The organism is Delftia sp. WY8 (assembly GCF_018437695.1).
Lineage (GTDB): Bacteria > Pseudomonadota > Gammaproteobacteria > Burkholderiales > Burkholderiaceae_C > Comamonas > Comamonas tsuruhatensis.
On record NZ_CP049795.1, the window covers coordinates 6,044,640 to 6,058,952 of the forward strand.

General features: G+C 64.8%; 11 protein-coding genes. 5 read left to right on the top strand and 6 right to left on the bottom strand.

Annotation, left to right across the window (positions count from 1 at the left end; all coding sequences use genetic code 11):
* Positions 1-529: 529 nt before the first annotated feature.
* From G4D77_RS27685 to G4D77_RS27695, 3 genes are read right to left on the bottom strand one after another with little or no spacing between them, the layout of a single operon-like run.
* Positions 530-1,456: a DUF3939 domain-containing protein gene (locus G4D77_RS27685; protein ID WP_250134239.1), complete on the bottom strand. Its 927-nt coding sequence runs from the start codon at positions 1,454-1,456 to the stop codon at positions 530-532.
* Positions 1,428-2,453, bottom strand: coding sequence for a right-handed parallel beta-helix repeat-containing protein (locus G4D77_RS30935; RefSeq protein WP_227740971.1), 1,026 nt, complete (start codon positions 2,451-2,453; stop codon positions 1,428-1,430). Before G4D77_RS30935 ends, G4D77_RS27685 begins: the two co-directional genes overlap by 29 nt.
* Complete coding sequence (locus G4D77_RS27695; RefSeq protein WP_213757810.1) at positions 2,438-7,474, bottom strand: DUF6765 family protein; 5,037 nt, start codon at positions 7,472-7,474, stop codon at positions 2,438-2,440. The genes G4D77_RS30935 and G4D77_RS27695 overlap by 16 nt, the downstream gene beginning before the upstream one ends.
* Positions 7,475-7,731: 257 nt before the next feature.
* Between G4D77_RS27695 and G4D77_RS27700 the strand changes: the two genes are divergently transcribed.
* Positions 7,732-8,634 carry a LysR family transcriptional regulator gene (locus G4D77_RS27700; protein WP_016453252.1) on the top strand — a complete coding sequence of 301 codons (903 nt, stop codon included), beginning with the start codon at positions 7,732-7,734 and terminating at the stop codon, positions 8,632-8,634.
* 2 nt (positions 8,635-8,636) lie between these two features.
* Positions 8,637-9,140: a hypothetical protein gene (locus G4D77_RS27705; protein ID WP_016450580.1), complete on the top strand. Its 504-nt coding sequence runs from the start codon at positions 8,637-8,639 to the stop codon at positions 9,138-9,140.
* A gap of 1 nt (position 9,141) precedes the next feature.
* Here the strand turns inward: G4D77_RS27705 and G4D77_RS27710 are convergent, their stop codons facing one another.
* On the bottom strand, positions 9,142-9,681 hold the full coding sequence (locus tag G4D77_RS27710; RefSeq protein ID WP_016450579.1) for a pyridoxamine 5'-phosphate oxidase family protein: 540 nt from the start codon (positions 9,679-9,681) through the stop codon (positions 9,142-9,144).
* Between the two features lie 227 nt (positions 9,682-9,908).
* Between G4D77_RS27710 and G4D77_RS27715 the strand changes: the two genes are divergently transcribed.
* The 3 genes from G4D77_RS27715 (at position 9,909) to G4D77_RS27725 (ending at position 12,836) form a co-directional block, all read left to right on the top strand.
* Positions 9,909-11,600, top strand: coding sequence for a long-chain fatty acid--CoA ligase (locus G4D77_RS27715; RefSeq protein WP_016450578.1), 1,692 nt, complete (start codon positions 9,909-9,911; stop codon positions 11,598-11,600).
* Positions 11,601-11,743: 143 nt separating this feature from the next.
* Positions 11,744-12,556: a class D beta-lactamase gene (gene blaOXA / locus G4D77_RS27720; protein WP_016450577.1), complete on the top strand. Its 813-nt coding sequence runs from the start codon at positions 11,744-11,746 to the stop codon at positions 12,554-12,556.
* Positions 12,557-12,617: 61 nt separating this feature from the next.
* On the top strand, positions 12,618-12,836 hold the full coding sequence (locus tag G4D77_RS27725) for a hypothetical protein (RefSeq protein ID WP_012206342.1): 219 nt from the start codon (positions 12,618-12,620) through the stop codon (positions 12,834-12,836).
* 87 nt (positions 12,837-12,923) lie between these two features.
* Here the strand turns inward: G4D77_RS27725 and G4D77_RS27730 are convergent, their stop codons facing one another.
* Positions 12,924-13,823 (bottom strand): NAD(P)/FAD-dependent oxidoreductase, encoded by a 900-nt coding sequence (locus tag G4D77_RS27730; RefSeq protein ID WP_154834026.1) that lies wholly within the window; start codon positions 13,821-13,823, stop codon positions 12,924-12,926.
* Positions 13,810-14,295: an Rrf2 family transcriptional regulator gene (locus G4D77_RS27735; RefSeq protein WP_016453247.1), complete on the bottom strand. Its 486-nt coding sequence runs from the start codon at positions 14,293-14,295 to the stop codon at positions 13,810-13,812. Before G4D77_RS27735 ends, G4D77_RS27730 begins: the two co-directional genes overlap by 14 nt.
* Between the last annotated feature and the right edge of the window lie 18 nt (positions 14,296-14,313).

Here is a 14,313-nt window from a genome sequence, read left to right on the forward strand (position 1 = left end):
CAGCAGTGTCTTCTGTTAGCATTTTCATTCTTTTATTTATCATAATATTTGGCGCCATCTCAACACCTATGCCAAAAACCCCAGGAGTCTCTATTTTTCCGTTATGAACTTTTAAAAAAACTTGATCATTGCCCAATATTCCTATTCCATTTACATTCTTAAATGGTCTACCGGAGATTAGATGTTCTCTCAAATCCAATTCAGATAGACTGCTTTTGTAAAAAGTCAGTACGCTTCCATTGCCTTGACTATCCGTGGGTGAGCCATGCACTGTTCCACCCTCTATCCAGTCAATGGCCTTTCGCTGTATAAAATCGTGAATTACACAATAGCGGCCATTGCCTCTAATAGCCGCTGCTATAGGGTAATAGCCTCCGAGATATTTAATCGCTTTGCACCCTTCCGGTAGGGGGGAAGTATCGCTAGGTGGGTGACGACGCTCCGCCCATTCTTCTGTTGTTGGCTGTTTTTTTTTGATTTGAATGACATTCAATCAATAGTGCGGAACTAAGCATCAAGAATAGAGTGATCATACCTCTTTGCATACGCTGCTCCCCGGAAGGCAAACCCCTGGGTATTTTTCTTCCTGTCCGATAAGATCTCCTAGAAAAATCTCTCTATTGATTTGCGCCTGATCTTTATCATATTTTTCGCTCATCTTATCAAGAAAATTTATTTCTTTATTTTCTTTGTCATTCTTTCCTTTCGGATTTAATTTGCCATTGGCAATGAATCTATTAACGGATTTTTGCAGGAAATCGATCTTCTTTGGAAATTCTTTCCCTTCCTCTCTAATTGCATTGAATCTCTCGAGCGCATTCCTGATCTCCTCAAACCCCAGCGCAGGCCTAGTTCCATACGCCGTCAGAAACTCATAAACCGCTTTCTCCCCTTGCAGCGATCGATACTCACGCTTGTCCCAATAAGGCACCTCTGGATCAGGCATATTCCCCAGTATTGGCATGTCCTCGTCATAGGTGTAATCCGGCTCGGACCCCGCAAACCCATGCCCTATGCCCAGCTTCACGCTGATGGCATCGAACGGCCGGTTGTCCTTGTCCCGGTGGCTGAAGGTGTCCAGGTAGGAGTGCAGGAATTCGCCCAGGAACTGGTATTCGGCACAGGGCTGGGCCGGGTTGCCCAGCCGGCTGGCGTTGAGCAGGTTGTTCAGTTGCGGGCTCAGGTTGCCCACCACGCTGTTGACGTTGTCGTTGGCGTACTGGGGCAGCGTGGTTCCTCTGTCGTCGGACAGGTTGTCTCCACATACTGTGAAGCCAGCGCCGTGATGCGCGCCCCGGCTCGTAGTCCAGGTCGGCGGCCAGGGCCAGGAAGAAGACCTGTAGTAGTGCATGTCCACCTGGTACAGCCCGTGGTATCGATCCGGTTGAGTGGGTTGCCGCATATGGCCGTCGAATACCTCCATTCCATCAGGGGCTGCCTTTTGAAATGTTTCCACTCTCCGTTGTGGTACTGGCTGCATCCTTGCGCACCGGCAATGTGATCTCTTCAAACACATTGCCTTCGATCACAACGCCTTTGGACTCCAGCAGGTTGATGCCTGCCTGGGGTTCCTCTTCCTTCTTCCTGAACAGCCCGCTGCGCTTCACGATGAAGCGGTTGCTGCGGATGATGGAGCCATCGGCATCGCGCAGCTTGAGGATGGCGGGCAGCGGGGCCTTGTCGCGCGGGTCCATGTGCACGATGAAGGTGTTGCCCTCCACCAGCGAGCGCGGGCCGTACAGGTAGACAGCGGTGCGGCCATCGACCTCGATGGTGTTGTTGCGCACCACGTTGTCGGAGCCCGCCATGATGATGGCGCGGCCGCCGGCTTTGATTTGGAGGTTTTCTGCTGTGTAGAAGGTGGGTGGGGTGTAATCCCAAATACCCGCGAATGTACGGCTGTAGCCGACTTCTTTGATTGCTGGACGATCTTCTGTCAACTCCTGTAGCCTCTGACGACCTTCTATATAAGGTGCCATATCTATTCCAATACCTAGTGGACCGGGCGTTTCGATTTTTCCGTTGTGAACTGCCAAGTGAGTCAGTGATTTGCTATTCATGCCTATGCCGCGGGTATTTTCAAACGGCTTGCCAGATATAAGATGTTTCCTTAGATCAATGTTGGAATGGCTGTCTTCCGAGAAACTAATTACACTGCCCTGACCAGCCTCGTCTGTTGGTGACCCGCGTACTCTGCCATTAATGAAATCTCTTAATTTTCTTTGTACAAAGTCGTGAACTACACAGTGATTCCCCCTCCCTCTGACATACTCAACAATAGGATGAAAGCCACCTCGATATTTGACGGGACTGCAGCCATCTGGCAATGGACCTTTGTCGCTGGGGGGATGGCGACTTTCCGCCCATTCTTCCCAAGTCATGCCTTGGGAGAGTCCGGAAGATAAAATTGCCAAGATGAATATCAGTGATTTAGTTTTCATACTGGTTTGCATATGATACTCCTGGGTAAGCAGACGCCTGGATATTTTTCTTCTTGCCCAACGAGCCCTCCAAGAAATTTTTCCCGATTAGAGTTGGCTTGTCTTTCACTGTAAGCTCCAGACTCTGCATCTTTAAGGTTAATTTTCATTAATTCAACTAATCCTTCCTTTTGATCTGTCTTTGTCGGTTTTAGCTTGCCATCATTTATCCAGGCTTTGATGGTATCTTCTAGTAGATTAAATTTATTTGGTGAATTTCTTCCAGTCTCTCGAATGGCATTAAATCTCTCCAGCACTTTTTCTATCTCTTTAAAACTGACCGCCGGCTTAGCCCCATACCGCGTCAGAAACTCATAAACCGCTTTCTCCCCTTGCAGCGATCGATACTCCCGCTTGTCCCAATAAGGCACTTCTGGATCAGGCATATTTCCCAGTATTGGCATGTCCTCGTCATAGGTGTAATCCGGCTCGGACCCCGCAAACCCATGCCCTATGCCCAGCTTCGCGCTGATGGCATCGAACGGCCGGTTGTCCTTGTCCCGGTGGCTGAAGGTGTCCAGGTAGGAGTGCAGGAATTCGCCCAGGAACTGGTATTCGGCACAGGGCTGGGCCGGGTTGCCCAGCCGGCTGGCGTTGAGCAGGTTGTTCAGTTGCGGGCTCAGGTTGCCCACCACGCTGTTGACGTTGTCGTTGGCGTACTGGGGCAGCGTGGTGCCCTTGTCGTCGGACAGCGTGAAGTGGTACCACAGCAGTTGCCGGTGGTTCTTGAAGATCGAGCCCACCGTGGTGAGGGTGTTGGCATCGTCCAGCGGCTTGGTGATGGGGTTGTCATCCACGTACTGCGAAGCCAGCGCCGTGATGCGCGCAGGTTCGTAGTCCAGGCCGGCGGCCAGGGCCAGGAAGAAGACCATGTAGTAGTGCATGTCCTCCTGGTACAGCCCGGTGGGATCGATGCGGTTGAGCGGGTCGCCGCCGGCATACAGGTAGGCATCGGGTCCGTCCGGGTAGCCCAGCGGGTCCGGCTGCAGGTAGCGGCCGCTGGCCGGGTCGTAGCTGCGGTGCCAGTTGTCGTGCAGTCCGCTTTCCTCGTCGAAGTACTGGCCCGGCAGGCGCAGGTTGAGCACGGCCTGCTGCCGGGGCAGGCTTGTGTGGCCGGCCTGATGCATGGCCGGCGCTCCCCAGGGGGTTTGGCGGGCACGCCAGACCACGCGCTGGCCTGCGTCCGTCATGGCCTGCGGACTGCCCCGGTGGTCGTTGTGGATGTGCAGCATGCGCGCCTTGCCGCTGGCGTTGTCCCGGTTGTGCGCGGATTCCAGCTTGGCGATGGGCAGGGTGCGAGTCCCCTCGTTCAGGTACAGGTACTGGCTGGTGATGCGGCCTTCGCCATCCATTTCCGCGACGAGCCGGTTGTCCTGCCACAGGTAGTGGCTGTGCGTTTGCCCATCGCCCTGGTGCACGGTCTTGCCCACGCGCTGGCCCAGGCTGTTGTAGCGGTAGCTGGCGATGGGCCGGTCCTGGTGGTCGCTGATGCCCTGGAGCTGTCCTGCCTCGGTGTAGGTGTAGCGGTGCAATGCGTCCTGGACGGTGCGGCCCTGGCTGTCGCGCTGCACGGGCGCTGGTGCTGACGGTGCGTTGTCCTGCACCAGCCTGCCGAAGCCCTGGTAGCGGTAGTCGGTCTTTTGCAGGCCGGCTGGTGGCCCCTCCTGCTCGATGGCGCGGATGCGCGGGCCCACGCCGTAGCGGTAGCGCTGGCTGAGGATGGGTGCGCTGCCTTGCGATGTGCCTTGCGATGTGCCTTGCCCGGTGGTCTGCTGCGTGAGGCGCCCGGCAATGTCGTATTGGCGCGAGGTGGCCAGGCCATTGCCTGCCGTGTAGTGCTGCAGGCCGTTGAAGGCGTCTGTTTGGATGTCGCCGACCACCGTCTGCGCGGGCAGCAGGCGTTCGAGCAAGCCTGTGGCGCCAGCGCCCAGCCAGTGGTCGCTGGCCTGCAGCAGGCCGGCCACCCAGGCGCTTTGCAGTTGCAGCCCTTGCACGCTGGCGCCGTCGCTGGCGGGGCCGCGCCGGGTGACGAGCACGCGGCCATCGGCCAGGGTGCGGCTGTGGACCCGGCCGTCCGGGCCATAGCGCGTGGCGGTGCGGTAGGTATGCTCGGCCTGGCCGTCGGGCGTGGCCAGCGCAATGGTGCGTGCCACGGGGCGGCCCAGGGCGTCGTATTCGATGGACTCGCGCTGCCAGTTGCTGTCGATGGTCTGCAGCAGCCGGCCCTGGTAGTGCAGCCGGGTTTGCGAGGAAGAGCGACGATCTGCGCCGGGCGCCGGCTCGTAGGTCTTGGACAGCAGACGCCCACTGGGAGCGTACTGGTAGTGGGTGCTGCTGCCGTCGGCGCGGGTGTGCACCCGCAATTGATCGGCTTCGTTGTAGCGTGCGCTTTGGCGGCCATGATCGGCAAGCTGGAGCCAGACGGTGCGGCCGAAGTCGTCGTGCAGGGCCTGGCGGCGTTCGGCGGGTTGGGTGCTCCGGGATTTGCTGGTGATCTGCTCCATCGCCGCGCTGGCCGGGCCTTGCAATGCCAGCCGTACCGCCCCATCGGGCGTTTGCGACAGGCTGGCATGGAGACTGCCGTTGTTCAGCCAGCGCGTGCGGGTGTCGTCGCCATCGGTGTGCTGGAGCAACTCGCCCGCGTCGCCGTAGGTGTAGCTGTCCAGGCGCCCATCGGGCAGCAGGCGGTGTCTCAGGCGCCCCTGCGCATTCCAGCCGTAGTAGGCCGCACGTTCGGGGAGGTCCTGGCCTTCGCGGTACAGGCCCAGCCGCGTGATGCGGCCTTCGCTGTCGCGTTCGATCTGGCCCCGGTTGCCCAGGCCATCGAGCCTAGCCTGGGTGCTGCCCTGGTAGGCCCAGGTGATGCTGCGGCCTGCCGTGTCGATGGCCTGGCTGGGGCGGCCCAGGGCGTCGTGGCGGATGCGGTATGGATTCAGGCTCAGCCGGCTGCTGGCGCGGGGCTGGCCGTCGGCGTCCAGCAGCCAGCCGCTGGTGGTGATTTCTTCGGCCTGCAGGGCATTGGCGGACAAGGCGCTGTAGCGCATCTGGCGCTGGAGGCGCCGCACGCCGTCGTCTTCGGTGCGGGTCGTGATGCGCCCGGCCTGGTCATGCTCCAGCGCCACGGCGGTGCCATCGGGCTGCAGCACGCGCGTGACGTGGCTGCCGCTGCGGTCCCAGCGCAGCCGCGTGAGGTCGTTCTGCGCCGGGCTTCCGTCGTCATAGCCTGCCAGCGAGGTGGGCAGCGGCCCGTCGATGTCCACCAGCACGCTGCGGCCGTTGATCTCGGTGTAGCGGTAGCGCGTGCTGCGTTCGATGGGCGTGGCGCCGTCCGCATTGCCTGCGGGCTGGCCCTGGGCATCCAATGGGCTGAAGCCCGCCTCGGTGATCTGCAGCGGCTGGCGGCTGCTGTTGTAGCGGATGCGGATCTGGTGTTCGCGCCCGGGCACGACGCTGGGCTGGGCGATGAGTTCGGGCGCGTATTGCTTCCAGGGGTCCTTGCCGTAGCCGTAGCGCACCTGCAGCTGCGGGGCCCGGGCTTGGCCTTGTGTGTAGGGAATGCGGTACACGGCCAGCGGGCGGCCGAAGGGGTCCAGCTCGGTGCGCGTGCCTTCCAGCGGGCGGCCTGCGGGATCGAGCCGCGTGGCGTCGGTCAGGCGCCCTTGCGCGTCGTACCGGTAGCGCATGTCGCCGGGGCCGCAGCTGGCGCAGCCCGGGCCGCGCACTTCAAGCAATCGCCATTGCCCGCCGATGGTGTCGTAGTGGTAGGTGGTTGTTTGCCCGAGGCTGTTGGTGAGGGTGTTCTTCCAGGGCTGGCTGAGGTCCAGGGTGACTTTTTCCTGGTGGCTGTCCGGCGGGCCGCGCACGCTCAAGATAGCGCGGCCGGTGTCGCCGTAGGCGTAGCTGGCGATGCGCTCGTCCATGGGCTTGCCGTCGCTGCCCTGGCCCTGGACGCTGATGCCCGTGAGCAAGGTGGGGTGGCGCGGGTCCTCATAGTGGTAGTGGCGCTGGACCGGGGCTTGGCCATCGGCCGACGGGAGGCTGACCTGCACGAGGCTGGCGTTCAGCTTGGCCTGGGGCTGGGTGCTGCCGGGCAACGGTGCGCTGCCGTGGCGGTAGCCGATGCGGCCCAGCGGGGTGTCAATGGCCTGCACGCCGGTGAAGCTGTCCTCGCCCGAAGATTGGGCGTAGTGCAGGCGCAGGCTGCGCCCCTGCGGGTCGGTGACCTTGAGCAGGCGGTTGCCCTTGGCGTTGTAGTCCAGGCGGACCTGTTCGCCCGAGGGCAGGCTGATGCGGGTCAGGCGCCCCCGGTGGTTGAAGCGCAGCTCGCGCCCGTCCATCCACTGCCAGGTGTAGTGCCGTTCCTGGCCGGGCGTGGTTTCCTTGGTGCCCTTTGTATCCGTGCCTTCGATGCGCACGATGCCGTTGCCCGGCTGCTCGCTGGCGCACAGGCTGGGGTGCTCGCGCAGCTTGCTGAAGATGATGCGGGTGCCGTCGGCCTGCACGATCTGCAGGTTGGTGGGGTGGTCGTACAGGCGGGCCTCGTAGCTGAGCAGCCAGCCGCGGCCGAGCAGGCCTGGCGGCACGTAGGCCCGGCTGTAGCTGCTGTTGTAGTGGCGCACGACTTCCAGGCCGAGCACGCCGGGCAAGGCGGGCATGTCCACTTCGCGCTGGTATTTGTTGCCGTTGATGAGGTGGATGGGGTTGCCTGCGCCCTGGTGGGTGCTGCTGGAGTTGCCCTGGGTGGCGGGGCCGGCGCCGCCGCAGGGGCTGCCGCCGGGCGTGGGGGTGCAGGTGCCGCCGCCCGAGCCGCCACCGCCACCGCCGAGGTCGATGCCGCCGCCCGTGCCGGGGGCGCAGCTTTGCACGGTGGGGTCGCATTTGCCGGAGCCGCCGCCCAGGTTGGGGGCGGCAGCCGCCAGGGTGGGCGTGGCCTGGGCCAGCAGTGCGGCAATGCATAGCAAGGCGCTGCGCAGCAGCGTGTGCCGTGGGTGCATGTGAGTTTCTCCCTCGGGATTTTTAGGAATCTCGGGCAGGAGGCGGCCATGCGTCTGGCGGGGAGCTGGTGGAGGCAAGCCTGTGTCCGGGTTGCCGGTCAATCTAGGCAGCTGCGGCGTGCTTGTCTCTAGGAATAGTCTGTTTCTGCGGCCCAAGGGGAGGAATGGGTCGGAAAAGGGGCTGGCGTGGGGCTGTGGCGCAACGGAATGCGGCCGCCCGCATGCCCCACAATCCCCGCCAAAGGAGTGCACGGGCAATGGACAGATGGCAGGCCATGCGGGTGTTTTGCGGCGTGGTGGATGCGCAGGGCTTCACGGCGGCGCAGGACAGGCTGGGCATGACGCATTCGACCGCCTCGCGCCATGTCAAATGGCTGGAGTCGGAACTGGGCACGCAGCTGCTGCAGCGCAATTCGCGCGGGCTGAGCCTGACCGAGGCGGGGCGCAGCTACTACCTCAGCTGCGTGCAGTTGCTGGAGCAGCTCGATGCGGCCGAGGCCGCGCTGGCCGTGCGCCGCGCACGCGTGGCGGGCGTGCTGCGCATCACGCTGCCGCTGGCCGTGGGCGCCATCGAGCTGGGCGACTGGCTGCCCGAGTTCGAGCAGCAATTCCCGGATCTGGAGCTGCAACTGCTGTGCACCGACCGGCTGGTGGACTTGGTGGCCGAGGGCGTGGATGCAGCCGTGCGCATCAGCCGGCAATTGCCGGACAGTGGACTGCAGGCGCGGCTGCTCACGCATTCGCCTCTGGTGCTGGTGGCTTCGCCCGCCTATCTGATGCGCCACGGGGTGGTGCAGGCGCCAGAGCAACTGGCCGCGCACCGCGCCCTGGCCTTTGCTGCGGGTCCGGCCCAGCTGCGCTGGAGCGTGGTGTCCGGGCAGGGCGCTGTCACCGAGGTCCAGCCGCTAGCGGCATTGCGCACCGATTCGGTGGCCACCATCTTCGAGGCTGCACGCGCGGGGCGGGGCATTGCGGCGCTGACCTGGCATACCGTGCGCTCGGCCATCGAGCGCGGCCAGCTGGTGCGGGTGCTGCCCTGTTTTCATCTGGGGCAGTACAGCTACCACGCGCTGTATCCGCGCACGCGGCATCTGCGCCCGGCCGTGCGTGCCTTCGTGGATTTCATGGCACGGCGCTATCGGCAGGGGCCGGGGGACTGAGCATGGTGTTCTGGAGCCGGCCGCTCGATGCGCAGGAACAGGCCTTTGTGCGCACGCACTTCGGCGCCTCGCTGGATGCGCTGCTGCCGCGCATGCGCCTTTATCTGCGCCGCCTGGGCGACACGCGCAGGGCGCTGTCCATGAATGGCGGGCGCATCTTCATGCCGCGCGCCTTTTTCATGCAGTCCGATCCGCGCCAGCCGCTGCGCCTGTCGCATCCGCAGATCGCAGGCATCTTTGCCCATGAGCTGCTGCACCAGTGGCAGCGCCTGCAGGGCATGCCCGTCACGCGCCAGGCGGCCTGGCTGCAGTTCAAGGCGCTGTGCACGCGCGGTGATCCCTATGCCTACGAGCGCTGCGACGATCCCCGGCGCATGCTGCAGCGCTTTGTCCATGCCCAGGTGGAGCAGCAGGGCCAGATGTGGGAGGACCATGTGCGCGCCTGCGTGGCGGGGCAGGGCGATGCGGCGGGCGCCCTGATCGCGGCCCACGTGCGGGGCACGTGAGTCAGCTGGGCTGGATGCTCAGTGCTTCGGTCAGGTCATGGGCCGACACATCGCGCGCCGCGCCAAAGCCCGCCACGTGCCGGGCGATGGATGGCGTGATGCAGACAAAGCGGAAGTCGCCCAGATCGGTCATGAACGCGGCTTCGGGGAAGCGCAGCACATAGCTGTCGCGCGCGCCATCGGCCAGCACGCTGCCGGGCGGAGGTGTGCTGGCCACGCCTTCAATGGCCACGCGCTCCAGTGCATGCACGCCCTCGCCGTCCACTTCGGCCGCGCACACCAGCAGGCTGACGGCCGGGTGCAGTTCCATGGCCCGCGTGTGCGCTGCCAGTGCGCTGACGTGCAGCACAAAGCAGCCAAACTGCGCATTCCAGGCCCAGGGCACCATGGACAGACGGGGAGCGGGCAGTGCATCGCCAGCCCCGGGGGCAGGGGAGTCGGCGGGCTGGGTGGCCAGGGCCGCGCTGCGGCGGCGGGCCAGCAGATCGCGCAGCGACAGCTGCAGGCGGGACAGGTGGGGCATGTCGGGCGTGGAGGGCATGGCGCCATCGTACCCGTGGCGTACTTGTGGCGTTCCCGTGGCCGGCTTGCGAAAGCACAAGGCGAGTTGCGGTGGCACCGGTATGCCATGGGCGCTCAAGCGTCACTTTGGCGACGATTCCCTGGGGCCTTCCCCAATGCCGGGAACCGGGTGTGCGCCTAGCCTCGCTGGCAAGGCGGATTGCCGCCGTCCGATCCACTCACCGACCATTCAACGCCCATCCGTCCATGTCGACCCTGCCCGCGCACCACGCCTTCTGGCCCAGCCGTCTGCCCCATTCCATCACCGTGCCCGCCACCAGCGTATGGGAGAACCTGGCCGTCAACGCGCGCCGCTATCCCGACAAGCCGGCCATCCGCTACTTCGGCAGCTCCATCAGTTACCGCGAGCTGTGCGAGGGCACGGAGCGCATGGCGGCCTACCTGCACAGCCTGGGCGTGCAGCGCGGCGACCGCGTGATCCTGCTGATGCAGAACACGCCTCAGCTCATCCTGGCGCACTACGCCATCTTCCGCGCCAATGCCGTGGTGGTGCCGGTCAATCCCATGAACATGGCCGAGGAGCTCAAGCACTACATCACCGACGCCGACGCCAAGGTCGCCATCACCACGGCCGACCTGGCCCCCGAGCTGGCCAAGGCCAGCAACGCGCTGGCGCCGGGCCAGCGGCTCGATCACCTGATCGTCACCCAGTTCACCGATGCCTTCGATGCCGGTGTGCAGGGCGACGATGCGCCGCCTGCGCAGTGGCACGACTGGCTGCTCACCCGGCGCGAGCCGGCTGTGCTGGAGGGCGGCAGCGTCCACACCTGGCAGCAGGCCCTGGCCTGCACCGACGCTGCGCCGCCCCATGTGGTGGGCCGCGACGACATGGCCGTGCTGCCCTACACCAGCGGCACCACGGGCCACCCCAAGGGCTGCATGCACCCGCACCGCTCCATCAACCACAACGCCGTGGCCGGCAGCTACTGGGGCAGCGGCACCAGCGAGGCGGTCGTGCTGGCGGTGGTGCCCATGTTCCACATCACGGGCATGGTGTCGGTACTGCACACGGCCATCTTCATGGGTGCCACCGTGGTGGTCATGCCGCGCTGGGACCGCGAGCTGGCCGGGCGGCTGATCTCGCGCTACCAGGTCACCAGCTGGACCAACATCCCCACCATGGTCATCGACCTGCTGGGCAGCCCCAACTTCGCGCAGTTCGACCTCACCAGCCTCAAGTACATCGGCGGCGGCGGCGCGGCCATGCCCCAGGCCGTGGCCCAGCGCCTGCTGGAGCAATACGGCCTGCGCTTTTGCGAGGGCTACGGCCTGACCGAGACCGCTGCGCCCACGCACAGCAACCCGTCCGAGCACCCCAAGCAGCAGTGCCTGGGCATTCCCTTCATGAGCACGGAGGCGCGCGTCATCGATCCTGACACCGGTGCCGAAGTGCCCCAGGGTGAGCAGGGCGAGATCGTGGTCCACGGGCCCGAGGTCTTCGACGGCTACTGGAAGCGCCCCGACGCCACGGCCCAGGTCTTCATGGAGATCGACGGCAAGCGGTTCTTTCGCACCGGCGACCTGGGCCACGTGGATGAGGACGGCTACTACTTCATCACCGACCGCCTCAAGCGCATGATCAACGCCAGCGGCTTCAAGGTCTGGCCGGCCGAGGTCGAGTCGCTGATGTTCCGCCACCCCGCCATCCAGGAAGCCTGCGTGATCTCCACCCGCGACGCTTACCGGGGCGAGTCGGTCAAGGCCGTCGTCGTGCTGCGTGCCGGCAAGGAAGACACCACGGCCGAGGACATCATCCAGTGGTGCCGCGAGAACATGGCCGTCTACAAGGCGCCAAAGGTGGTGGAGTTCGTCAAGGCCCTGCCCAAGAGCGGCAGCGGCAAGGTGATGTGGCGGCAGTTGCAGGAGGCGCAGGCGTAGCCCCGCGGGCAGTTCCCATCCATGGGCAAGTCCCACACGCGCTTGCCCAGGGCGTCGTGGGGCTGTTTGCTGCAGGGGCTCTGCAAAGGCTGCGCGCGCATCTATGATCGCGCGCCAGATACGAACACCGCAGCGCACAGCACATGCATAGATTTCCTGGAACCGCTGCCACGGCCGTGGCAGCTTTTTTTTGGGTTTCCGTTCCCGTCCCCGTTGTCGCGCACGAACTGTGCACCCTCGTCGCCGACGCCGACACGGGCCAGTCCCTGGTGCACAGCGGCCCGGCCTGCGCCGAGCGGGTCACGCCGGCCTCCACCTTCAAGATCGCCATCAGCCTGATGGGCTATGACGCCGGCATCCTGCAGGACGAATCCCGGCCCGCGTGGCCGTACCAACCGGAGTATCCGGACTGGGGCGGCGATGCCTGGCGGCGCGATATCACGCCCCAGGCGTGGATGAAAGACTCGGTGTTCTGGTACTCGCAGCAGGTGGTGATGCGTCTGGGCCAGCAGCGCTTTGACGCCTACGTGAAGGCCTTCCGCTATGGCAACGAGGATGTCTCTGCCGTGCCAGTGGCCGACCCGGGCCACAACGGCGTGTGGGTGGTGTCTTCGCTGCGCATCTCGGCGGCCGAGCAGGTGGCATTCATGCGCAGGATCGTGCGCCGGGAACTGCCCGTGAACAGTCAAGCCATCGACATGACCGCGCGCATCACCCGGCATCCAGTGGCCGTGGGCGGCTGGACCGTGCATGGCAAGACGGGCACGGGCTCGCCGGGCAGCGACAACCGCTACGACGCCAGCCGGGCCTATGGCTGGTACGTGGGCTGGGCCACCAAGGACCAGCGCAGGCTGGTGTTCGCCACGCTGATCCAGGACGAGCAGGCGCAAAAGCCCAATGCCGGCCTGCGCGCCCGCGATGCCCTGCTGCAGCGACTGCCTGCCGTGGACCGCTGACAATGCACGGGCCGTTCCTTTTCCGTACACCTTCCGCACACGAGCGACAGACCGACACCCGATGAAGACCATTGACGAAATGCTGAACCTGGACCTACTCACCCCCGAGCAGCACGTTGAGATCAGCGACTGGATTGCCCGCGCGAATTCCCCCGAGGAAATACTGCAGATGCCCGCCCCTCTTTGGCAGGCCGTGGAGCGGGCCAGCGAGGCCATGGGCGTCAATGCCGATCTTCTGCGGCCGCCCTCGCTGGATGCGGGCGGCGCGGTCTTCGGATAAAGCGTGCTACGCCTCGTCCCGGACCCCTTTCCCGGCTTTCGCGGGCACATCAAAGTGCATAGCACGCTCTAGGGCGGGCGCCGCAGTTCACCATCCCATCATCGACCGGTGCGCGCCAATGCCGGCCATGGCGCCATCGCTCACGGCCATGGCCACGTTGCCGGCCGCGCGGGCCGCGTCGCCACAGGCGAACACGTTGGGGACGCTGGTGGCCTGGCCTTCCGCGACCTTGACGAAGGGACCCATGGGGCCTTCTTCCAGGGCGCAGCCCAGCTGTTCGGCCACGGGGCTGGCGATGCGGGTGCGCGGCTGGGTGAACAGGCCATCCATGACCAGGCGGCGGCCGTCCTGCAGCAGCACGTCGGCCCGGCCTTCCAGGCGGGCGATGGGGGTGGCCTCCACCTGCGTGCCGCGGCGTGCGAAGGCGGCCAGCTCATCGGCACTTGGCGCGTAGGCGCCGTTGAGCAGCAGGGTGGTCTGGCCCCAGTCGGGAAGCATGACGGCGTGGTGATGGGCCAGGGCCGAGCTGGCAATGATGCCGATGCGCCCCGCATTCATCTCGTAGCCGTGGCAGTACGGGCAATGGAAGACGCTGCGGCCCCAGCGCTCGGCCAGTCCCGGCACGGGCGGCAGGCTGTCATGCACGCCCAGCGCCAGGACGAGGCGGGCAGCGCTGATGGCGGTGCCCGCTGCATGGAACTCCAGCCGGCCATCGGGCGCCACGCGGGCGTCCTCGGCCGTGCCGTCCAGCCACTGCACGGTGGGGTAGGCCATCAGCTGCTGCCGGGCCTGGGCGGCGATCTGGGCGGGGGCGACGCCATCCTGGGTGAGAAAGCCGTGCGATGTTTCGCCGGCCTGGTCCACGAAGCGGTTGCGCCGCAGCCCGGCATCGACCACCAGCACCTGGCGGCGCGCACGCGCCAGTTGCAGGGCGGCGGACAGGCCGGCATAGCTGCCGCCGATGACGGCGAAATCAATGTGTTTCATGCTGGTGCTCCTGCAGTTGGTACCAGCCCTGGCCGCCCGCTGCGCGGTGGCGCGCCAGGCGGGCATGGAAGTCCTGGGACAGGGCAGCCAGCGTCACCGAGCCCAGGCGCGCGAGCAGGGCGGCCTCGGCTTGCTGCACCGCGTTGCTCAGCGCTTCGTTCACGGCCTGGGCGACCAGGCATTCGGGCCGGTCTTCCCTGAAGCCCAGCGACACCAGATCAGGGGCGCCCAAGGCTTCATGCACGTCGCGCAGCGTGGTGCGGTCCAGCTCGCAAGACAGCACCCAGCCCCCGCCATGGCCTTTGGCGGAGGTGACAAGGCCTGCATCGCGCAGGCCCGACATCAGCCGGCGCAGCACGACCGGGTTGGTCTGCAGCGCGGCGGCGAGCATGTCGGAGGTGGCAGGTCCATCGCCCTCGGCCATGTGCAGCAGCACATGCAGGACGTCCGAGAATTGGCTGTTCTGTTTCATGCAACATTATTTGTTGCA

Bases quoted from the DNA above. Each gene is read 5' to 3' on its own strand.
- blaOXA (WP_016450577.1), top strand. From the start codon at position 11,744: ATGCATAGATTTCCTGGAACCGCTGCCACGGCCGTGGCAGCTTTTTTT.
- G4D77_RS27715 (WP_016450578.1), top strand. From the start codon at position 9,909: ATGTCGACCCTGCCCGCGCACCACGCCTTCTGGCCCAGCCGTCTGCCC.
- G4D77_RS27735 (WP_016453247.1), bottom strand. From the start codon at position 14,295: ATGAAACAGAACAGCCAATTCTCGGACGTCCTGCATGTGCTGCTGCAC.
- G4D77_RS27700 (WP_016453252.1), top strand. From the start codon at position 7,732: ATGGACAGATGGCAGGCCATGCGGGTGTTTTGCGGCGTGGTGGATGCG.
- G4D77_RS27725 (WP_012206342.1), top strand. From the start codon at position 12,618: ATGAAGACCATTGACGAAATGCTGAACCTGGACCTACTCACCCCCGAG.
- G4D77_RS27695 (WP_213757810.1), bottom strand. From the start codon at position 7,474: ATGCACCCACGGCACACGCTGCTGCGCAGCGCCTTGCTATGCATTGCC.
- G4D77_RS27705 (WP_016450580.1), top strand. From the start codon at position 8,637: ATGGTGTTCTGGAGCCGGCCGCTCGATGCGCAGGAACAGGCCTTTGTG.
- G4D77_RS27730 (WP_154834026.1), bottom strand. From the start codon at position 13,823: ATGAAACACATTGATTTCGCCGTCATCGGCGGCAGCTATGCCGGCCTG.
- G4D77_RS30935 (WP_227740971.1), bottom strand. From the start codon at position 2,453: ATGCAAACCAGTATGAAAACTAAATCACTGATATTCATCTTGGCAATT.
- G4D77_RS27710 (WP_016450579.1), bottom strand. From the start codon at position 9,681: ATGCCCTCCACGCCCGACATGCCCCACCTGTCCCGCCTGCAGCTGTCG.